We start from the raw sequence: 21,455 nt of genomic DNA, 5'->3' as shown, positions 1-21,455 counted from the left end.
TACATAAATCATTTTTGGAAACAACTATTGCCTACTGAATTATAATGAATTCTTGTTTTTATTGGTGCCACAGGGCCAACCATAAAAGAAACAGGCATATGCTTTTGCCCAACACAAGTGCGGTTACCCCTCGCCCCCTGCCATAAGAATACGGCGGGCAGCTTCAAGGTCTGCCGGATAGTTCACGTTAAAAAATGGAAGAGATTCTGGCATACCATAATAAATAAATTGTTGCCTGTCTTCTGGCACAATGCGGTTAATTTTAAGCAACCGCTTGTTGGCACATTCCTGAAAATAAGGCAGTGCCCCTGGTTCATACACCGCCACCAGCGGTTCTGAATAGCCTGTTTCCTGCTGCACATAACAGGTAACCAACGTTTCTGCCGGGCTTTGGTTGCGCAATTCCAGCAAACGCCGCACCACTTGGGCTGTCATGAAGGGCAGGTCGCAAGAAAGCACCAGGCAAGCTGTGCCTGTGCGGCGCAGGCAGGTGGCAATGCCCCCCACCGGACCAAGGCCGGGTTCGTCATCAAAAAAGGAAGGATAGTCCGGGTGTTCCCTGCCCACAATACACACGGCCCCTACCACTTCTTGCAAAATACGAGCAGTGCGCCCCAAAAGGTCTGCATACTCAGCCTTGTTCAGGGAAAGCTGGGTTTTGTCCTGCCCCATGCGCGAAGAAAGCCCCCCAGCCATAACCACTCCGGTTACAGGCTGGTCAGCCAAAAAAGAAGAACACTGGGAATGTGGAGAAGCCATGTGCATGTTCACCTGAAGAAATAAATCAACGTTTCCCTTAAAGAATGCGGCCTGGGTTGTCGGCAAACACCGTAAACCGCCCTTCTTCATGCCGGGCAAACCCGGCCACCGTGGCGTTGGCCGCATTGGCCTGCTCCACGGCACCCGTGGTTACAGCCGAACGGTTCACCATAAACCGCAACCCTGCCTTAAGTACTTTGGCGCACATACTGTAAGTAATGCGTGAAGAAAGCAGAAGCACCTTGTCTTCCAGCCCCACCCCATGCATAGCTGCCCAGCCTGCAAGGCGGTCTATGCAGTTATGCCGGCCAATATCTTCCGCCCGGAAAAGCAGCGTTTCCTGCCGGGGGCAATAAAGTCCCGCCCGGTGGAAACACCCTGTATCATTCCACAGCCCTGGCGTACTGATAAAAGACTGCATGGCAGCCAACAGGTTTTCCGCCTTCCAGCAAGGGGGGGGGGCTTGGGGCTTGGCGGCTTGGGGGGCAGAAAGAGCAATGTGCAGGTGCTGGCTGCCCAAAGTGGTATTTTGCCAGGTCACTGTGGCTGTGCGGGTGGTGGCCCAAGGCTCCTTACCGCTTTGTTCCAGCAGCACATGCCCCAAGGCGGCTTCTTCCAGCCGTTCCGGCCAGCCCAGCAAGCGGCAGGAACCAGGCACAATACCTGGCCCTTCCCAGGAAACGGTCACCGCAGCGTCGGTGGTAATAACATCGGTAATAGTGTGCCATGCACCATGCTTATATTGGCGCAGGGTAAAGGCTTCCGGCTGCATCAACTGGCTCATTATGCCCCCGGCAAGGAAGAAACAGGCCGGCTGTACCCAAGGGCAGCGGCTTTATAGTCAAAGACAAGGGAAAGCACATCGTCCACCAGGGGAACATAGGCACCGTCCCGGTCATGCAAATCGGCCAGCTTCATGTAGCCCTTGCAGGAATCGCACACATGCAACTGGTAGGTCTTATCTTCCTCCGCTGTGTACACCACTGTGCCATCCGGCTTTTCCGTAAGGCAAAAAGGGCATTGCAGGCGTGGCACGCGGTAGGTGTGGTGGCATGCAGAACAGGTGTGCTTGCGCATGCCTTCTTTACCCAGCAGCACACCCATAACAGGCACCCCCCCGCATACAGGGCAAAGCCCGTGCATCCACGGTTCAGGGCTTTTTGTTCTGGCAAGGGCCCCTTCTGCCACTGCCGCGAAAAAAGGCAACAGTGTGTTGCGTGCCAAAAAGGGCAACAGGTCTGGGGCTTCCGGTAATTTTTCAGCCCAGGGAACAAAAAAAGAACGATCTTGGGCAGCAGATGCCACCAGGGCATCCTGCACCCCAAGAGTACCTTCCTTTACCGCAGCGGCCAGCAACTCCCCTGCCTTGGCAAGGGCGTCTTGCTCTGCCCCTGCGGGAACGGCTGTGGCTGCCAGCAATTGCTTGAATAATTTTTCTGCATCGCGCTTGTTCCAGGCAACACCCGCCAAAACCACCAGGGGCATTCCCTGTGCATGTTGCTCGGCTGAAGCTTCCTGCTTGGGAATACGAATTTTTATATCTTCTGCCGCAATGCGCTGAGCACGGGCAATAGTGGCAACAAAGTTTGCCAGCCGTTCCGGCACATACGGGCTGCTGTGCAACGCGACAAGCTTTTGGTCAAAAGAGGCCTGAGAAAGGGAAAGAGTCATAACGGCTCCAGGGTGTGACGTGGGGAAGACATGCGCTCTATATTCATAAAACGCTTTGCGGAAAGGGTCAACAGCAGCCCAAACTGAATGAAAAACAACTAAAAACCATAACACTGCTATTTTATTACAAATTTAATGCAACACAAAGCCGAAGCCACCCGAAAATATGCCATAGTAAACAGATAACTACCATACAGCGCCTAGGGATATATGCCCTAACTACGCCAATAGACAAAGAGTAACCGAAAAAAGCTTTGCCACATTCACTGCACCGCTCGGGCTGCATGGATACCTGCTAGCAGTAAAGCTACTTGCACCCTACATCCTCGCTCCACGGCTCGCTACGCTCGCGACTTTAATGAACTTTGGAAAGCGCTGCATTTTTTCGTTTGGCAAGGCGCAAGGTTTTTTTGAAGCAGGAGTGGACTCTTCCGTCCATGACTGTTTCAAAAAAAGTGCAGCAACGTAGCCAAACGGAAAAAGGCAGCGTTTTCCTAATAGGCACCGCGTCTGCCTAGCACCACCGGCACAGTACGCAGCACAATATAAATATCCAGCCACACCGACCAGTTGTTCATATAGAAGGCGTCCAGTGCCACACGTTCTTCGTAGCTGGTATCGCTTCTGCCGGAAATTTGCCACAACCCGGTAATGCCTGGCAAGCAGCGGGCATAGGCAGCATACCCTTCCCCGTATTTGTCCACTTCATCGGGTACAATGGGGCGCGGCCCCACCACGCTCATTTCCCCGCGCAGCACGTTAATAAGCTGGGGCAGCTCATCCAAACTGGTGCGGCGTAAAAAATGCCCTACTTTGGTAATGCGCGGGTCATCCTTCAATTTTTGCGAGGCTTCCCATTCAGCCACGGCTTCCGGGTTTTGCGCAAGGTACCCTTGCAGGGCTGCTTCGGCATCCACCTGCATGGTGCGGAATTTGTAGACATTAAAGGCCTTACCTTCACGCCCAATGCGGCGCTGGGTAAACAGCACCGGGCCTTTGCTGTCCAAGCGAATGCACAGGGCCAGCAGAGCAAACAAGGGCAACCCGGCAAGGCAGCACACAGCCGTAAGGCACACGTCCAGGCAGCGCTTCAACTGCAAACGGCGGGCGTCGGCAAGGTTGCGGCGCAGGGTGAACCCGAAGGAAGGCCCCACATGCACAATTTCCGCAGGCCTGCACGGCATCCAGTCTTGCCCAGGTAACACCAGTACGGAATGAAACCACACCCCCACCGCATCAAGCACTTGGGCTCTGAATTCACGCGGTAAACTGGGCAAATGCACCACCACCACAGCTTCCGGGTAACGCTGGGCCAGGGGCTCTATCTGTTCTTGCAAAAACACATCAAGGGAAAGGGGAATCACCTCTGTTTCCGCATTGCCAAAGGCCACGGTGGTGCCATGGTCCCCCTGTTCCGGGTTATCAGCCTGTACCCCCGGCGAAACGGGTGAATCCTGATAAACAGGCACAAGGTGTACAGCATCACGAAACCCCATAAGCCGCACTCGCCCTTGTTCCGCATTCAGGTAGGCAAGGGCTTCTTCTTCCGCCACCACGATCACATCTGTTTTCCACCAGTCTTTTTCCCAGTAGCGCAAACGCACGGCATTACGCAGCAAAGGTACAAAGACCAAAGAACCAGCCCAGGCCATTAAAAAGAACAGACGAGAGTAAACGTCTACACTTTTCAGCATAAAAAAAGAAGCGCTCACCAGCAAAAAGCCCAAGGAAACAGCAAAAAACAGGCGCTTCAACTCTTCTGCCGGGTACAGCAAAATACCGGGGTACAAATGCATAAGGGCAAAAAGGCAAAGAAAGGTCACCACTTGCACAGGAATAAGTTCGCTATACACGCTGAGAGGCATGTCACCCGGTAGCAGGGCACGCACAGCAAACGCCAATGCACTGGCAGCAATCACTGCCACGCTGTCAGTAAGGGCAAGTACCAGGCTTACCTTGGAAATGCCCAAAATGGTTTTACTTGCGTGTTGCATAAGGCCACACTCTTTCCTTTGCGGCGTCAGCCACCTTTCCAAACCCATATATTGTTTTTTCTGCTTGCTTGGGTATTGCCAGCGAAACAAAAACACTTGCCAAATTCGTTACGCCGTGCGCCGTTCACGCTGGCGCGCCAGCATAAACACCAGAAAAGCCCCCACCATTTTGCTGCTTGTCATCATCAGCACAGAAGGCAGGGAAAAAATGCCCACCATGTACAGGAACACAGCACTATCCACAGGGGTACTTATGGCACTGGAAAGCAGTACACGCTGGGAAAATGGCCTGCCAGTAAAGGTGTACACGGCCCAGTCCATAAACTCCCCCACCAAAAAGGCAGAAAGGCTGGCCATGGCAATAGCAGGGCTGGCCATAAGAAAACTGAGCACAGCACCTACGCCCATGGCCAAAAGCACCCAATGGCCAATTTCACGCTGGGCATAGTCGCGTATAACAAACACAAATCCTACCACCAGCGCCACAGGGGACCACTGTTGCCCCCCCGGCAAACTGAGCAGGGGTACAACCCCAAAAGCCCAGTTAATAAGCACAATTGTAGCCACATACAGCACAGCGTATGACATAAATAAACCCTTTTTCACGGCAACACCCTGAATGTTCAAGCTTGCCAGCAAAACAGGCTGGGGCAGGTCAGGCGTGTGCAGTACGCTGTGTATTTACGCAAAATTTGCACTCCTTGCAACAGCTACCCTATGCCCCCAGCAAAAGCACCCAGACTTTTCGCCTTGGGCGGTGTTGTCTGCACGGGCACCTTGCGTTATAGTACCTGAAGGCAACAGTCACTGCCTGTTTTTTTCACATTGAATATGTTATTGAATACGTTAAGGAAAACACCATGCCACACACAGAAACAGACGGCCTGAGCAAGCTTGGCAATGCCACCAAATATACCTTTGATAAACCCAGCGGTGCCATTCTAGAAGCGTTCCCAAACCGCTTTCCAGAACGCGACTATGTTATTTGCTTTGAACACCCGGAATTTACCAGCCTGTGCCCCATGACAGGCCAGCCAGATTTTGGCACCATTCGTGTAACCTACGCGCCTGGCGAAAAATGTGTGGAATCCAAGGCATTCAAGCTGTACATGGTGTCCTTTCGCAACCATGGCTCATTCATGGAAAGCCTGACCAATACCATTGCCAACGACCTGATTGCCCTGCTTTCCCCCCGCCGCCTTACCGTTGAAGGTATTTTTAATGTACGGGGTGGCACACACATTTCCGTGCGGGTTGAACACACAGACCCTGCCTTGAGCGACAGCAAGAAAAAAGCCCTGGCCGAACTGTGGTAGACTTCGTGAACAAAGGAACTTGACTTTCATTCTCAACGAACTTATCTCTTCTTGCAAGGGAACTGTTCTTTACTAACGTTGAAGAACAGTTACAGATGTGCTTTCCATACAAGGCAAGGGGCCACGGGCTATACAAGCCGTGCAGCAAGTATATAACACGCCCTTGCCTTGTGTTACAAAACCGCATGGTTATTCCCTTGCTACGTGTTACCTGGAAGGAGAGACCATGTTTACCCCCGGCAATCAAAACCCCGTTAAGGCCCAAGGCCCCTGTTGCCTGCTGGACGCCCCCGCCGGAAGCGTGGTGCGCGTAAGCAATGTGCAGGTTGAAGGAGGAATGCGCGGCAGGCTATGCGCCCTTGGCATAACCCCTGGGTGTGAAATGGAAATTTCCTCGGAATGCTCATGCCAGGGCACCCGGAAGATTACGGTTCGCAACTCTTCACTGGTGCTGAACGAACCTATGGCCAGAGCCATTGAGTGTGAATGCGTGTGCCAGGGCAGAAACAGGAACCGCCACCGGAATAACCGCTGAACAAACAAGGAATGATTATGTTCCAGACAATACTTGTGCTTGGCTGCATTTGCGCAGCAGCCTATTACTTTGCACAGCACATACGCAAACCTTCATGCGGGTGCAACGCATGCCCCCGTAAAGTGGGTGGCCAGAAAAACATTGGCAAAAAAACACAACTTGGTGACCCTTGTAATTCGCCAAGTTGCCAGCACAAACACTAAGTATGTGACCAGGCTGCCAGATAGGGTAGCTTTTTTTACCAGCCGCTGTTGATAATAACTTTCAATTTCAAGGTAGGTGTTAATGACAACCCCTGTTTCCTTACGAACCCTTCAAGCCGGACAGGCTGCCACCATTGCCACGGTTGGCGCAGCCGGGGAACTTGGCCGGCGCATTCGCGACATGGGCCTTGTGCCCGGCGCACAGGTGGAAGTGGTGGGCCGGGCCCCCTTAAAAGACCCTGTGGCCCTGCGCATTAAAGGGTTTACCCTTACTTTGCGCAACAACGAAGCAGATTTTATTACTGTTATTCCAGAACAAAAAGAGTAATTTCTTTCCTCATGGTGTGGCTTTGGCACAGCCTTGGTCTGCCAAAGCATATGGGGCAAGAATAAGAAAGATAGATTTGAGACTATGGTAAAATAGTCTCAAGGCAGCTTACCGCAAGACCAGAGAGAACGAGGAACACCATGCATTCAGATACCATGTTTATTGCCATAGCCGGAAACCCCAACGCAGGCAAAACCACTGCGTTCAACAAATATACCGGGGCCAGGCAACATGTGGGCAACTACCCAGGCATTACTGTAGAAAAGAAAGAGGGGCAAACCATGCTGCATGGTAAGCAAATATCCCTCATTGACCTGCCCGGCACCTACTCCCTTACGGCCTATTCCCTGGAAGAAGTGGTAGCCCGTAAAGTGCTGGCGGAAGAAAAGCCCGGTGCCGTGCTCAACGTGCTCAATGCAGGTGTGCTGGAACGCAACCTGTACCTTACGGTGCAACTGCTGGAAATGGGTATGCCCGTTGCCATTGCCCTGAACATGATGGATGAAGCCCGCAACCAGGGCTTGCAAATTAACGCCGTACGCCTTGCTGAACTCATAGGCGTGCCCGTGGTGAGTACTGTGGCCCGCACTGGGGAAGGGCTGGAAACCGCACTGGAAGCGGCAGTTACCCTTGCCATGCAACCCACCCGCCCTGCGCCCCTGGTTATTTCTTACGGGCAAGACGTGGACGAAGCCTTATTGGCCATGACCCCCATTATTGAGGAGCACCAGTTTTTAACCACACACTACCCTGCCCGCTGGATTGCCCTGAAATATTTGGAACACGATGAAGACATTCTGCGACAAGGGCTGGCTGCCAACAAAGAAATTTCAGACCTGCTGAGCGCCAAGGTAAGTACCTGCGCCAAACACCTTGAAGCAACCCTGCGCACCTACCCGGAAGCCGTGATTGCCGATTACCGCTACGGCTACATTGCCTCCCTGTTGCGACAAGGCGTTATAGCAGACACCCGCAACCAGCAGAACCGCATTGCCTATTCAGACAAAATGGACCGTGTGCTTACCCACCAGATATTTGGCCCATTGCTTATGCTTGGTGTGTTGTATGCCATGTACTTTATTACCTTCAAGCTTGGGGAATATCCGGCAGAATGGTTGGGGGTAGCCTTTGAATGGCTGCGTGGCGTAGCCGATGCCGCCCTGCCGGAAGGGCCGTTCAAGTCGCTTCTGCTTTCCGGCATTATTGACGGTGTTGGCGGGGTGCTGGGGTTTGTTCCCCTCATCATGATCATGTTTCTGCTTATTGCCATGCTGGAAGATTCCGGCTACATGGCCCGCGTTGCCTACATGATGGACAGGGTATTCCGCTTTTTTGGCCTGCACGGTGCCTCTGTTATGCCCTTCATTATTTCCGGGGGCATTGCCGGGGGGTGCGCCGTGCCCGGAATTATGGCTGCACGCACCTTGCGCAGCCCGCGTAAACGCCTTGCCACCATTCTTACTGCGCCCTTCATGACTTGCGGGGCCAAACTGCCCGTGTTCTTGTTATTTGTGGGCATCTTTTTTGAAAAAAACCAGACGCTTGTCATGTTCATGCTTTCCCTTACTGGCTGGGCTGTTGCCCTGCTTACCGCACGCCTTTTGCGCTCCAGCCTTATTAAAGGGGAAGCAACCCCCTTTGTTATGGAACTGCCCCCCTACCGCCTGCCCACCCTGAGCGGGGTGGTTATTCACACCTGGGAACGTATTTGGGAATACATGCGCAAGGCCGGTACTGTTATTCTTGCCATTTCCGTATTGTTGTGGGCAGGCATGACCTACCCCGGCATTTCTGATGAAGCAGCCGCCACATTCACCAGCAAGCGCACTGCCATTGAAGCAACCATGCCGGAAGGCGATGCCAGAAAAGACGCATTGTTTGCGGTAAGCGCAGAAGAAGCTTCCGCAGCCTTGCGGGCCTCTGCCGCTGGCAGAATAGGCACGTTCCTGGAGCCCATTACCGCCCCTGCCGGGTTTGACTGGAAAACAAACATTGCCCTTATTGCCGGAATTGCCGCCAAGGAAGTGGTCATTTCCACCCTGGGCACGGCCTATTCCCTGGGGGAAGTGGACCCGGAAGAAAATACGACCCTGGCCGACCGCATCAGAAACGACTCCAACTGGACCAAAGCCAATGCCGTGGCCCTGCTCCTGTTCACCCTGCTCTATTCCCCCTGCCTTGTTACCCTGGTGGTTATCAAGCAGGAAACAGGCTCCTGGCGCTGGAGCGCGTTCAGCTTCTTCTTTAACCTTGGCCTGGCCTTCCTTGTGGCGGTGGCAGCAAACCAGATTCTGCTGCTTGCTGCCCGGTAATGCCCTGAACAGCATTGCACGAAAGGCCGTTACAGTGTTTCTGTAACGGCCTTTTGCAATATATTTTAGTGATTAGTCTTGAGAAATCCTACCTCAAAATTTACTGGAAAATACTCTTTTTCTAAAAACGCGCCCCTCTTAGGTGGGCAATGCATTCCCCCACAATGCTCACGGCAATCTCTTCCGGTGTTTCCGCCCTAATATCCAGCCCAATGGGGCAGCACACTCGCGCAAGGTCTTCGTCGGTAAAGCCCATGGCCCGCATGCCCGCGTAGACTTCGGCTTTTTTGCGCCTGCTGCCTATCATACCAATATAGCCAGCCTCAGTACGCAAAGCCTGGGCCAGGGCTGAAGCATCGTGCACGTGCCCCCGCGTAACAATAACAATATAGGTACGTGGTGTTATGGGCAGCCCGGCAAAGCAGTGGGCAAATTCCGGCGTCATATGCACAGCCGTGGCCCAAGGAAAGCGTGAAGCTTCGGCAAACTCCGGCCTGTCGTCCAGCACGGTTACCTCAAACCCTGCCAGGGCGGCAATTTGGGCAGTGGGGCGTGAAACGTGCCCGCCCCCGGCAATAATCATGCGCAAGGGTGGGGGGAAATAATCAACAAAATATTCGTCACCCTGTACACGGCACAGGGCCGCTTCCTGCGGGGGGGCAACGGCTGCCATAAGCTGAGCCACGGTTTCCTGCGCCAAAGGCACACCCATGGGCTCTGCGGCGGGGAACAGTACGCTATGGCCCAGGTGTTCCACCAGAACAGGAGTAACCTGGAATGTGGCATCCCCTTGGGGCAAAATACTCCCCAGGCGCGTAACAAGGGTTGCCCCCCTAGCCGTAAGCGCAGCAAGCAGCGCCTTGTACAAGGCAAGCGGGGCTGTTGCCGGAAAAAACGGCTCTACCAGCACCCGCAAGGTGCCACCGCAAATCATGTCGCTTTTGGCTGCCAGCATCCCGGTCAGGCTGAAGTCTAAAATTCGGGCTGTGCCTTCAGCAAGGGCCTGCTGGCACGCCTCCAGGGTTTTTGCCTCGGCAAGGCCGCCGCCAACAGTGCCCGCCAAAAGCCCCTGAACCCCGGCAAGCAGGCGGGAACCAGTGCCCCGCGGGGCCGAACCTTTATGCGCCACAACACGGGCAAGAGCCACAGGGGTGCCTTGCTCCAAATGAGCGCAGGCTATTTCCAACAATTCTTTCATACTCTATTCCTTTAATCCCTAGCCCGGTTTTTGCTCTAGAAAATCACTGATTGAATGACATCTGGGAAACGCTCAGTTGTAAGGAGGAAGAAACATAAACCACATTACAGCACCTTCGCAAGCTGCACGTTTCGGAAAACATTTGGTGCCTATTGCCCTAATATTATAAGCACAGCCCATAGCAGGAGAAAGCGCAAACACCAACCTTCAAGAAGTAGTTGACGTTCCCGGCAGAGCGTGCCAGAACACATGAAAGACCATTGCAACACTTTTTTTACGTGCTTTTCCGTCATGTTCCGCTTTGTATACGCAGAACGAAACATGGCTATGCCACAAAACGCACTTACGTTACAGGAAAAATGCTTTTTCCTTGTTCGTGCTTTTTAAGGCGACTTCCCTTTAGGAAACCGCAGTAACACTATTTTGCAATAGTCTTATTGAAATTACTTCTTAGACCGTGACAGAGGAGACCCCCATGCAACTAATTGGCGCTTTTACCGCCCTTGTCACCCCTTTCTCCAACGGACAAGTTGATGAAGAAAGGTACCGTGCGTTTATTGAATGGCAAATTGAACAAGGTATTAATGGCGTTGTGCCCTGCGGCACCACGGGTGAATCTGCCACACTTTCCCCGGCAGAGCATGAAAAGGTTATTGCCATTTGCATAGACCAGGTCAAAAAACGGGTGCCTGTCATTGCAGGAGCTGGGTCAAACTCCACCGCTGAAAGCATTCACCTGGCAGCCTTTGCCAAAAAGGCCGGGGCCGACGCCGCCCTGCTCATTACCCCCTATTATAACAAACCCACCCAGGAAGGCCTGGTGGCCCACTTCAAGGCTATTGCCAAAGAAGTTTCCATGCCCATGGTAGTATATAACGTACCTGGGCGTACAGGGGTAAACGTGCAGCCAGCCACCATGGCCCGCTTGTATAAAGAAATTCCCGAAGTGATTGGCGCAAAAGAAGCCACCGCAGACCTTACCCAAATTTCTGCCATACTGGAACTGTGCGATGACAAGTTCCTTTTACTTTCCGGCGATGACTTTACCGTACTCCCCACCATTGCAGTGGGCGGGAGGGGGGTTATTTCTGTTGTTTCCAACCTAGTACCCAAGGCATTTTCCCAGTTGTGCCACTTTGCCCTGCAAGGCGACTACGCAAAAGCCAGGAAACTGCATTACCAGATGCAACCCTTGTGCCGGGCCTGCTTCCTGGAAACCAACCCCATTCCTGTAAAGCTGGCCCTGGCAGCCATGGGCAAAATGGAGCCAGAACTGCGCCTGCCCCTTGTGCCCCTTAGCCAGGAAAATAATCAGAAGTTACTGGCAACACTGAAGGAAGCAGGGCTGCTGTAACCCTGGCAGTGGCATACCTTGGGCCACGCACGCGGCGCATTCCTTGGGTGTGTATTCCCTCTGCACACACAGCAATAGACACAGTGCATTGTTTTTCATTCAATCCGGCAACATGGGCAATTTCAGCGTGAAATTCCTTGTGTTGCCGGAAACCGTATTCACTCCGTCTGCCAGCGCATTATCTGGCAGGCTGCCGGAATTTTCCGGCATAACCGACTCCACGTCAGAGGAGCCGTATGCTCGGCCAATATTCTTTGGGTAGTCTTGCCCTTTTTTCTCTTATGGTGTTTGCCGCTTTACTGCTTGACCTGTTTTCACACAAGCAGAACAAAGCTGTTTCCATGCGCGACGCCACCCTGTGGTCATTTTTCTGGATCATTCTTTCCCTGTGTTTTGCGGGCTATGTGTGGGTAAGCCACGGCAGCGCCCAGGGCATGCTGTTCCTTACCGGCTATTTTCTTGAAAAAAGCCTTTCCGTGGACAATCTTTTCGTATTCATTGCCATATTCTCCTCTTTTTCCATTAAAGATGAACTGCAACACCGGGTGCTGTATTACGGTATTCTTGGCGCCATTATCATGCGCCTGCTGTTTGTTTCCCTGGGCAGCGCCGCCATTGCCTTGTTTGGCAACTGGGCCCTTACCGTGTTTGGTATTTTTGTGCTGTGGACTGCCTGGAAAATGTGGCAAAGCAGCAAAGGCCCAGGACACCACACGGAAGACTATACCCACCACTGGTCTGTGCGCCTGCTGGGCCGCATCATTCCCATTGCCCCCCATTTGGACGGCCAGCGCTTTTTTACCCGCTACAATGCCAAACTGGCTGCCACCCCACTGCTGGTGTGCCTGATGACCATTGAAGTGGCTGACGTTATGTTTGCCTTTGACAGCGTACCCGCCATTTTTTCCATTTTTGCAGGCCTGCCTGAACCCATTGACCTGGCAACCCAGACCTTCCTTGTGTTTACTTCCAACATTTTTGCTATTCTTGGCCTGCGTTCCCTGTACTTTTTACTGGCTGCCGCCAACCGCTTTCTGTGCCACCTGGAATTGGCGGTTATTGCCATTTTGGCCTTCATCGGACTGAAAATGCTTGCCGGAGTGTTCCTTTCCTTCCACATTTCCCCGGCAATGAACCTTATTATTGTGTTCGGGCTGCTGGGTGCGGGTATTCTTGGTTCATACCTGTTTCCTGAAAAAGAACAGAAAGAATAGCTGTTTTTCTGCTTGCCCCCGCCCTAGTGAGGCGTTAAAACTGGTGAAACGCTGATTTATTCCGTTTGACTACGTTACTTCGCTTTTTTTGAAACAGTCGAGGACGGAAGAGTCCACTCCTGCTTCAAAAAAGCTCGTGCCTTGCCAAACAAAATAACTGAGCGTTTCACAAATGCCAGTGAATTAGTCATTCTTAAGGAAACGCTGATTTATTGCCCTCATGCCCATAATGACATGCTGCGCAGCACCTGCCTGCGTTTTGGCGCATAGCCGACTACCCACTTCAGGAGGAACCACCGTGCCCACCCAAGCAACGAAAGAAACCCCCACCAGCAATTTGGCCTTGGACCTTGTTCGCGTAACAGAAGCTGCGGCCCTTTCTTCAGCCCGCTGGCTTGGCCGGGGCGACAAGGAACAGGGGGACCAGGCCGCAGTTGACGCCATGCGCCTGAGCTTTGCTTCCTTAAATATCAATGGCACCATTATTATTGGCGAAGGGGAAAAAGATGAAGCCCCCATGCTGTATAATGGTGAACGAGTGGGCACAGGCAATGGCCATGCCCTGGACATTGCTGTAGACCCTGTGGAAGGCACAAACCTGCTGGCCTTTGGCCGGCCCAACGCCATTAGCGTGGTGGGTGCTGCCCCGGCAGGGGCCATGTTTAACCCCGGCCCCAGCTTTTACATGCAAAAGCTGGTGGTGCCTGCTGCCGCCCAAAACGTGGTGGACCTTGACGCCCCCGTGGACGACACCCTGAAAAAGGTGGCAAAATCTCTGGGTAAAGACGTGGACGACCTTGTGGTGTTTGTGCTGGACAAACCCCGCCACCAAAAACTGATTCAAACCATCCGCCAGGTGGGGGCACGCATTCAGCTACACACTGATGGCGACGTTTCCGGCGCCCTTATGGCTGTAGACCCGCGTTCTGAAGTGGACGTGATGATTGGTACCGGCGGCACCCCGGAAGGCGTGCTGGCAGCCTGTGCCATCAAGGGCATGGGGGGGCAAATTTTTGCCCGCTTAGACCCCCAAAGCTATGTGGAAAAAGAAGCCCTGGTAAATGCTGGCATAGACATTCGCTCCACCCTTACCGTTAACGACCTTGTGAAAACAGATGAAGTATTTTTCGCTGCCACAGGCATTTCCGGCGGCACATTCCTGCCTGGGGTAAAGTATACAGGCCTGGGTGCGGTGACTTCATCCATTATCATTCGGGCAAAAACCGGCACCATTCGCTATGTGGAAAGCCACCTGAATTGGGACAAGCTGATGAAAATCAGCGCCGTAGATTACGACTAGCCTCGGATACCCCCTTGAGCGCATTGCCGCCCAAGGGGTTTTCTTTTTTTACTTTTTTTTGCGAAAATTGCTTGACGCCAAGGGCGTTTCTACGTAAAAGACAATCTCTCGATTACGCGCCAGTAGCCCAGCTGGATAGAGCAACAGGCTACGAACCTGTAGGTCGGAGGTTCGAATCCTTCCTGGCGCACCATTTTTTTTCGAGAACACGAGCAGTTCACTGCTCCACCACGCGCCAGTAGCCCAGCTGGATAGAGCAACAGGCTACGAACCTGTAGGTCGGAGGTTCGAATCCTTCCTGGCGCACCATTTTTTAAAGGAGTCGCATATGCGGCTCCTTTTTTTGTTTTTCCGCCAAGCTGCGCTATAAGAACACGATCATTGCAACACGGCATCTAGCCTGCGTTTGGGTACACCTCCTTACAAGCACCCACCATAAGATTACACTACAAAAATATTGCGCTGAAATTTTCTTTTATTTACTTGCATAGAGCAACGCTTCCCCACATTCATGGCACATTCATTGCATAATAATTACAGCACTGTAGTTTTTTCATTCAATGGATAGAAACATGAACCAAGACAGTACCAAACCGACACACACCACACAAAAGCACACATGCCGTTATTTTGACGCGCTCCTTATGCGCCGTCTGTGCCGTTATGCTGTGCCCCTGGCTGCGCTGCCATTGTTTTTTATAGCCGCACTCCATTTTATCACAGAAACACCGCCTGTTGCTCCTGCGGCTGTAGCCGTTCATGCCAAAGCAACACGCACCCCTGCCCAGTACAGGCCAGTGGCACCACAGCCGGAATTAGGCCAGCCCGTTTCCCCGGCAAGTCATTTTGGGCTGTTCACCACAGCTTCCACTGCGGCCTTGCAAGCCCCAGTCCAACAACAGGCAGAAGAAGGCATTATCCAGTTTTCCCAAGGGCAGGTTGCCCTTATTACCCAAGAAGGTAAAATGCCCCTGGAGCGGCTGCGGGCCACAGCGTATGCCACGCAGGCGGGCAGTACGCTTGATTTGCACACCGACATGTTTTCTTCCTATGAACCAGACCAGGAAACAATACCCTTGTTGTATGGTGAAGCGGTGGATGAAACAAACACACCTCTGCGCTGGAATAATGCAGTAGATGTGTATGCAGACAACACCGTGCTGGAATGCCCACGCAGCCAAAACCCCTTTGCTGAAGGCGTGGCCCGCCTTATGGGTAAAATACGCCCAGGTTCTGCCCCCCTGGCCATGGGCAGCCACAAGCCCTATGAACGGTTGATTGAGGTCTATGCCACAAAGTACCGCCTTTCCCCTGCCCTTATTCTTGCCATTATGCACACGGAAAGTAACTTTTCCCCTTCTGCCCTTAGCACAAGCAACGCCATGGGCCTTATGCAGGTGGTACCGGAAACTGCCGGGGAAGAAGCCCACAACTACCTTACAGGTACACGGGCCATACCCAACGCCCAAACACTGTTAAACCCTGAAAGCAACATTCGCTATGGGGCAACCTACCTGTACCTTTTGGACCGCTTTCACTTTGGCCGCATCGTCAACCCTGTTTCCCGTCAGTTATGTGTTATCGCTGCCTATAACGGCGGCCCTGGGGCAGTCCACCGGGTATTCGACCAGGAAAAAGATGTGGCCACCGCAAAAATCAACAGCCTTTCCTCAGACGCTGTGTACGAAGCCCTCACAGGCCGTATGCCCACTGCAGAATCGCGCCTGTATGTGGATAAAGTGCTGCGCCACTATTATAACTACTTGCAAAACACAACCCCTGTGGCAACCCGCTAGAAGCATACGCGCAAACACGCGTGCCACGTAACAGGGCCAAAAGTTCAATTGCAGCATTCATTCATGCTTTCTCTTTTGTGTATTTTCAGGTATATCTTTGTCAGCATCGCACAGAAAAAACACGCCGAAAAGCACGAATAAAAGTACGCAAAAGGCAGTTTTGCAATGGTCTCCTATTGACACATTCTCCGTTAGCGTTTAAGAAAACGCCTTGACCTGACTAATGCTGCACGCAACAGGCATGCAGCGGCAGGCTCGGCGCGTAATACTGTTTTTGACACAGACATGGCTAATGCTGTGAAAGCGCCATGTATTTACACAGAACTCTCATCAGAGAGATTGTACGAGTAACCCGCTCTAGAGCAAGCACCGGAGGATTCCCTTGGCTAACCACAAGTCCGCCATTAAACGTCACAAACAGAGCCTGAAGAAGGCTGACCGCAACCGCGCCGTTCGCACCCGTGTAAAAAACGTTGTGAAAGAAATGCGTACTGCAATTCTGGAAAACAATCCGGAAAACATTGAAGTTGCTTTGAAAAAAGCAACCATTGCTATTGATAAATCCGCTTCCAAGGGCGTTCTGCACTGGAAAACGGCTGCACGCAAAATTTCACGTTTGGCAAAAGCTGCAAACGCAGCCGCCAAAGCGCAATAGCTTTCCTGCACTTACGGTGCAAAAAAGACAACAACGTAGCGATACGTTGTTGTCTTTTTTTTATGTGCCCCCCCTGCTCCTGCCGCCATGCTTATTTCCGCCATTGCGACAGGAAACTTTCCAACTGTAAAAAAAGCTGACACCTGAGGCACGCATATTTCTTATCGCCTCATTTTATTCTATTGCGGCCCTAGGGCTTCTCTACCAATTTTCATGGCTCGTTTTTTGCTTACTAGAATACAACTGATTCAACAGCGTTTTCTGGTGTAATGGTTGCATGGCTGGCTGGTGAATACGCACCACATAACGTATACGGGAGGAAGATATGAACACAGCACGGCAAGTGTATGAATTTCTCAAAGCGGCAAGTATAGCGCATGCCAAGTGGGACTATGAAGTTTCCATGAGCATCATCAAAAGCCGCAAGCGCCTGATGGTTCTGGGGCTGCTTACCCTGCCCATTGTGCTGATCAGCATTGCGCTGGCGGCTGGTGGGCATGAAATGCTGGGCGGCAAGCAGGCGTTTGCCCCGGCGTTTTATTCCATTGAAATCTTTTTGGTATCCATTCTTATTGGGTGTATTGCTGGCCTTATTACAGGCTGCATCGGTGCTGGGGGCGGCTTTATTATTACCCCTGCCCTTATGGCCGCAGGCATTAAAGGCATTCTGGCTGTGGGCACAGACTTGTTCCACATATTTGCCAAAGCCATTATGGGCACCACTGTGCACAAAAAGCTGGGCAACGTTTCTGTTCCCCTTGCCCTTGCCTTTTTGGTGGGTTCCGGCGGCGGCGTTATGCTGGGCGGCTGGATAAACATGGCCCTGTTCATGGCAGACCCCCTGCTTTCCGAATTTTTCATCAGTTCCATCTATGCCGTGCTCCTTGGCTTTCTCGGTTTTTACGCCCTGTTCGACTTTATCAAGTCCAGCCGTGGCAGCACCGGTGGCGACGCCCACGGTGGCCCGGTTGATTCCACCGGCCTTTCCATCAAGCTGCAAAGCATCAACATTCCTCCCATGATTACCTTTGACCAGGACCTTGTGCCTGGCGGGCGTCGTCTTTCCGGCTGGATTATTGCCATTGGTGGCTTTGTGGTGGGTATGCTGGCTGCCATCATGGGCGTGGGCGGGGGCTTTATTACCTTCCCCATGTTTGTGTATGTATTTGGCGTGTCTTCCATGACCACTGTGGGCACAGACATTCTGCAAATTATCTTTACCGCCGGGTATGCAGCCATTTCCCAGTACGCCATTTACGGTTATGTGTTTTACACCCTGGCTATGGGTATGCTCATTGGCTCCTTGCTGGGCATTCAGCTTGGCGCGCTCACCACAAAAGTGGTAAAAGGCATTCACATTCGCGGCTTTTACGCCATAACCATTCTGGCTGGCTTTATTAACCGCGCTGCCACCCTGCCAAAGAAAATGGTGGAACTGGAAGTGTTAGACATTCCCCGCACCATCGTGGACTACATTGATACGGTGGGGAACATCATTTTCTGGGTAGTGGTTCTTCTTTTTGGCGTATGGGTACTGAGCAAGTTTTTTGGCAACATCAAAAAGCTCAGAGCGGAGGGTTAATTCCATGTTGATACGCAACAAAGCAGCATTTTCCCGTGGCCTTTTGCTCATGGGGTCCTTCATAATCGTATTCATCATCTTTTTCCTTGAAGTTTTCCCCGGCTCCCAGCCTGGGCAAAAAACCAACGGCCTTGTCTTTGCAGACCACCTGTTCAACACACTCGCAAAAGGGTCTTCCAACTTTTTTGACAACACCGCACAAGACCGCAACAGCGTTAATTTTCGCATTCAGCCCATTAAGGGCCGCGCCATTGACGTGCTTGTTCCCTTCAAAGAAAACCAGGGTGAAATGAAAGTACTTGCCGCCCAGCTTGTCAAAGCAGCTGGCCTGGAAGTTACGGAAAGTGGTAATGGCCTGCAAGTGAAAGGCGACCTGCACACCCTGCTGCTCTCCATTATTAAGGACTCTGCCTCCACCTTCGAAAATAACTCTGCCACAGTGGCAGAACGCTATGGAATGCCTGCGGACAAAGGCCTGTTCATTATGCGTACATGGTGGAACTTGGGCAACAACATGATTAAGCCCTTGCAAAAGCAACACATGGTGCAAGAAGCAAACGCCGTGAGCGCTGCCCTTACCCGCGCCATTGAGCCAAGCTTTAACTTCTATGGCATTGAAGCCCTGCGCGTGGCAGACAACATTCCGCTAGTTGCCGGGTTCCTTATTTTCTATGTGGTGTACACCATGTGGTACGGCTTTGCCATTTTTGAACTGTTTGAAGGCATCGGCTTGACCATGAAGAAGTCTGTAAAAAAAGAAGTCTAAGGAAACGCTGAGTTATTCAGTTATTCCTTAACCATGCGTAACCTGCATGATGTTGCCCCCAAAGTATTTGCCTTTGGGGGCATTTTTTATATTTATGTCCTGCTGGTATGGGAGAATAGAGAAAATTCAGTTAAATAACGCTCATCAGCATATTTCACCTTGACTACCAGCCAAAGCCATGGTTGATTGCATGTTTTAAGACCATAGCAAAATTACGTTTTGCGTACTTTTCCATCATGTGTCCTCTGCCTGCGCAGACCGGAACATGGCCTAAGCCACAAGACTATTTTGCAATAATTTTGTTTTACAGGGTATGCCGCAATTCCTGCATGGTGGCGTGCCCATTTCCCCGGCATTCTGCCTTACCACTGCAACCGGAGAACATATGCACCCTCTTTTAAAAAGCGTGGAACGAAAAACCTACATCCACATTCTGGCGCCACTGTTTTTCGCCTCTATTCTGGCCTTTCTGGACCGGGTAAACGTAAGCTTTGCCGCCCTTACCATGAATGCCGACCTGGGCTTTGACCCGAAAATTTACGGCATGGGGGCTGGCATTTTTTTTGCGGGGTATGTGCTTTTTGAAGTTCCTGGTGCTATTGTGGCTGAACGCTGGAGCCCCAGTAAATGGATTGCCCGCATCATGGTCACCTGGGGCATAGTATGCATGCTTATGGCCTACATGACCACTGCCACTCATTTTTTTATACTGCGCTTTCTGCTCGGGGCCTGTGAAGCCAGTCTGTACCCAGTTATCTATGCTTCCATCATTCCCCGCTGGTTTACCATGGAATCGCGGCCTCGGGCCATTTCCATTACCCTGACGTCCCTTCTGCTTTCTGCCATTATTGGGGCGCCACTGGCGGGCTGGCTTGTTTCTCTTTCTCCGTTTGGGCTGAAAGGCTGGCAAAGCCTGTTCTTGCTGGAAGGTGCCATTACTGTGGTATACGGCTTCTTTATTCTTTTCTGGCTTAAAGACGACCCCGCCAAAGTAAAATGGCTCACGCAGGAAGAAAAAGACTTTATTGCCAACACCATTCAAGCAGAAAACGCAGGAAAGGAAAAAAAACAGCGCCTTACCATTACGCAGGCCCTTACCAACCCCCGCGTTCTTATGCTGTGCCTTATTTACTTTTTGTGGATTACCGGGTTCTGGGGCTTTAACTTCTGGATGCCCACAGTGCTGAAAAAAGCCTCCAACTGGTCCACCCTGCAAGTGGGCTTTATTGCCACCCTGCCCATGCTGTGCGCCCTTATTGCCATGGTACTTATTGGCAACTCTTCTTCCAAACGGCGTGAAAGCCGCCTGCATGTGAGTATTCCCCTGGTATTGGCCTCTGTGGGTTTTCTTATTGGTGCCTTGAGCGAAAGCACCACCGTGGCCCTTATTTCTGTATTCATCGTGGCCATTGGTGTGTATTCCCCCATGGGTGTGTGGTGGTCTATTCCCACCACGTTCCTCACCGGGGCTGCCGCGGCTGGTGCTGTGGGCCTAATTAACTCCGTGGGCAACATTGGCGGTTTTATTGGCCCCTATGTGCTAGGATTTATTCAAAGCTCCACGGGCAACCTCAGCCTTGGCTACTACTGGCTGTCTGGTTCATTGCTGGCAAGCGCCATTCTGGTGTTCAGGCTAAAAAAGCAGGCATAGCCTAGCCGCACTCGGCTGCCATTGCATGTCCTTTGCCCCGCAGGGGCCAACAAACCAACAGCCACGCTGCTTCCCAATATCGGAAACAGCGTGGCTGTTGTTTTGCCAAAAGCAGCAGCACATTACTCAATGCGCGAATTACTGTGGGCTACCTATTTTTCACGGTTCTCTTTTTTCTCTGTTAGGTCGTCTGCCCCTGTGGCCTCTGGCCCGGTTTTTTCCGGCAACGGGGCGCAGTCATAGGTGGCAGGGCCTGCGCCTTTGCCATTGGCTTCCTGGCGCAATGCCTCTTCGTCCGCAACACAGTCTATGACGACCTCATGCTGCGCTGGCTTTTGGGCCGAGGAGGAGGAAGAATAAAAGAAAAAACTGCCTTGACCAAAATTTCCCCCCTGTTGCACAGAAGCAGCCGCCCGACGCACCAGCACATGGGCAAGCCATTGGCGTAGTGGGGGCACAAGCAGGGCCAGGGCGATACAGTCGGAAATAACACCAGGAAAGATGAACAGCACACCAGCAGCAAACAGCAGCAGGTTTTCCAGCAACACTTCATGGGGCACTTTGCCTTGGGCCAGTTCCGCCTGCACATTAACAAATGCTTGGCGCCCCTGCTGTTGCAACAGCCACCCCCCTACAAAAAAAGCAAGCACCACCAGCCCAAGCACTGCCAACCCAGGAATTACCCGGCCCAGCAATATAAGGGTATACAGTTCTAGCAAAGGAAACCCAAGAACAAGCAAAAGCTTTCCCATAACTCCCCCTGTTGATTACAAAAAAAGCCCTTTTCCGTTTGGGAAAAGGGCCTTGGAAAAACACGGAAC

Annotated in this window: 19 protein-coding genes, 2 tRNA genes and 1 pseudogene; 14 read left to right on the top strand and 8 right to left on the bottom strand. The window is 52.2% G+C overall.

Translation table 11 applies throughout. The features are described 5' to 3' along the window. Nucleotides 1-123: 123 nt before the first annotated feature. The 5 genes from mobA to G497_RS16960 form a co-directional block, all read right to left on the bottom strand. Entirely contained in the window at nt 124-759 is a 636-nt protein-coding gene (mobA, locus tag G497_RS0105985) for a molybdenum cofactor guanylyltransferase (RefSeq protein ID WP_051257885.1), read from the bottom strand. Nucleotides 760-796: 37 nt separating this feature from the next. Beyond that, the gene (locus G497_RS0105980; protein WP_051257879.1) at nt 797-1,543 is read right to left on the bottom strand and encodes a formate dehydrogenase accessory sulfurtransferase FdhD; all 747 of its coding nucleotides are present in this window, start codon (nt 1,541-1,543) and stop codon (nt 797-799) included. Continuing rightward, nucleotides 1,543-2,430: a formate dehydrogenase accessory protein FdhE gene (locus tag G497_RS0105975; protein ID WP_027187477.1), complete on the bottom strand. Its 888-nt coding sequence runs from the start codon at nt 2,428-2,430 to the stop codon at nt 1,543-1,545. The genes G497_RS0105980 and G497_RS0105975 overlap by 1 nt, the downstream gene beginning before the upstream one ends. A 494-nt stretch (nt 2,431-2,924) precedes the next feature. Further along, nucleotides 2,925-4,424 carry an undecaprenyl-phosphate galactose phosphotransferase WbaP gene (gene wbaP / locus G497_RS0105970; protein ID WP_027187476.1) on the bottom strand — a complete coding sequence of 500 codons (1,500 nt, stop codon included), beginning with the start codon at nt 4,422-4,424 and terminating at the stop codon, nt 2,925-2,927. Between the two features lie 108 nt (nt 4,425-4,532). Next, entirely contained in the window at nt 4,533-5,012 is a 480-nt protein-coding gene (locus G497_RS16960; RefSeq protein ID WP_051257878.1) for a VUT family protein, read from the bottom strand. Between the two features lie 272 nt (nt 5,013-5,284). Between G497_RS16960 and queF the strand changes: the two genes are divergently transcribed. The 4 genes from queF to feoB all read left to right on the top strand — a co-directional run bounded on the left by queF (nt 5,285) and on the right by feoB (nt 9,118). Next, nucleotides 5,285-5,740 carry a preQ(1) synthase gene (gene queF / locus G497_RS0105960; RefSeq protein WP_027187475.1) on the top strand — a complete coding sequence of 152 codons (456 nt, stop codon included), beginning with the start codon at nt 5,285-5,287 and terminating at the stop codon, nt 5,738-5,740. 226 nt (nt 5,741-5,966) lie between these two features. Next, on the top strand, nt 5,967-6,275 hold the full coding sequence (locus G497_RS16950) for a FeoA family protein (protein ID WP_051257877.1): 309 nt from the start codon (nt 5,967-5,969) through the stop codon (nt 6,273-6,275). 285 nt (nt 6,276-6,560) lie between these two features. Next, nucleotides 6,561-6,806, top strand: coding sequence for a FeoA family protein (locus tag G497_RS0105945; RefSeq protein WP_027187473.1), 246 nt, complete (start codon nt 6,561-6,563; stop codon nt 6,804-6,806). Between the two features lie 140 nt (nt 6,807-6,946). After that, nucleotides 6,947-9,118, top strand: coding sequence for a ferrous iron transport protein B (gene feoB / locus G497_RS0105940; RefSeq protein ID WP_027187472.1), 2,172 nt, complete (start codon nt 6,947-6,949; stop codon nt 9,116-9,118). Nucleotides 9,119-9,239: 121 nt separating this feature from the next. On the opposite strand, the gene G497_RS0105935 is transcribed toward feoB, so the two are convergent. Then, nucleotides 9,240-10,316: an XdhC family aldehyde oxidoreductase maturation factor gene (locus tag G497_RS0105935; protein WP_027187471.1), complete on the bottom strand. Its 1,077-nt coding sequence runs from the start codon at nt 10,314-10,316 to the stop codon at nt 9,240-9,242. A 475-nt stretch (nt 10,317-10,791) separates the two neighbouring features. Here G497_RS0105935 and dapA point away from each other — a divergent pair, with 475 nt between their 5' ends. The 6 genes and pseudogenes from dapA to G497_RS19030 form a co-directional block, all read left to right on the top strand. Beyond that, entirely contained in the window at nt 10,792-11,670 is an 879-nt protein-coding gene (gene dapA / locus G497_RS0105925; RefSeq protein ID WP_027187470.1) for a 4-hydroxy-tetrahydrodipicolinate synthase, read from the top strand. A 236-nt stretch (nt 11,671-11,906) separates the two neighbouring features. Further along, the gene (locus G497_RS0105915; RefSeq protein WP_027187469.1) at nt 11,907-12,884 is read left to right on the top strand and encodes a TerC/Alx family metal homeostasis membrane protein; all 978 of its coding nucleotides are present in this window, start codon (nt 11,907-11,909) and stop codon (nt 12,882-12,884) included. Nucleotides 12,885-13,182: 298 nt separating this feature from the next. Further along, a complete protein-coding gene (glpX, locus tag G497_RS0105910; RefSeq protein WP_027187468.1) occupies nt 13,183-14,184 on the top strand; it encodes a class II fructose-bisphosphatase in 1,002 nt (333 codons plus the stop codon). Between the two features lie 116 nt (nt 14,185-14,300). Beyond that, nucleotides 14,301-14,377, top strand: a tRNA-Arg gene (locus G497_RS0105905). A 39-nt stretch (nt 14,378-14,416) separates the two neighbouring features. Beyond that, nucleotides 14,417-14,493: transfer RNA gene (locus G497_RS0105900), tRNA-Arg, on the top strand. A 251-nt stretch (nt 14,494-14,744) separates the two neighbouring features. Continuing rightward, nucleotides 14,745-15,830 (top strand): annotated as a pseudogene (locus tag G497_RS19030) (murein transglycosylase domain-containing protein); the annotation flags it as partial. Nucleotides 15,831-15,854: 24 nt separating this feature from the next. Here the strand turns inward: G497_RS19030 and G497_RS20770 are convergent. After that, nucleotides 15,855-15,986, bottom strand: coding sequence for a hypothetical protein (locus G497_RS20770; protein WP_369327238.1), 132 nt, complete (start codon nt 15,984-15,986; stop codon nt 15,855-15,857). Between the two features lie 376 nt (nt 15,987-16,362). Here G497_RS20770 and rpsT point away from each other — a divergent pair, with 376 nt between their 5' ends. The 4 genes from rpsT (at nt 16,363) to G497_RS0105870 (ending at nt 20,634) form a co-directional block, all read left to right on the top strand. Beyond that, nucleotides 16,363-16,635, top strand: a complete 273-nt coding sequence (gene rpsT / locus G497_RS0105890; protein WP_027187467.1) for a 30S ribosomal protein S20 — start codon at nt 16,363-16,365, stop codon at nt 16,633-16,635. A 325-nt stretch (nt 16,636-16,960) separates the two neighbouring features. After that, nucleotides 16,961-18,217, top strand: a complete 1,257-nt coding sequence (locus tag G497_RS0105885) for a sulfite exporter TauE/SafE family protein (RefSeq protein WP_027187466.1) — start codon at nt 16,961-16,963, stop codon at nt 18,215-18,217. 4 nt (nt 18,218-18,221) lie between these two features. Next, the gene (locus G497_RS0105880; RefSeq protein ID WP_027187465.1) at nt 18,222-18,983 is read left to right on the top strand and encodes a hypothetical protein; all 762 of its coding nucleotides are present in this window, start codon (nt 18,222-18,224) and stop codon (nt 18,981-18,983) included. 385 nt (nt 18,984-19,368) lie between these two features. Then, entirely contained in the window at nt 19,369-20,634 is a 1,266-nt protein-coding gene (locus G497_RS0105870) for an MFS transporter (RefSeq protein ID WP_027187464.1), read from the top strand. A gap of 152 nt (nt 20,635-20,786) precedes the next feature. On the opposite strand, the gene G497_RS19025 is transcribed toward G497_RS0105870, so the two are convergent. After that, a complete protein-coding gene (locus G497_RS19025) occupies nt 20,787-21,386 on the bottom strand; it encodes an FxsA family protein (RefSeq protein ID WP_051257875.1) in 600 nt (199 codons plus the stop codon). Nucleotides 21,387-21,455: the final 69 nt, after the last annotated feature.

The organism is Desulfovibrio cuneatus DSM 11391, assembly GCF_000430005.1.
GTDB lineage: Bacteria > Desulfobacterota > Desulfovibrionia > Desulfovibrionales > Desulfovibrionaceae > Frigididesulfovibrio > Frigididesulfovibrio cuneatus.
Note: the sequence above shows the minus strand (reverse complement) of the source record. Positions and strands in the feature narration are given on the sequence as shown.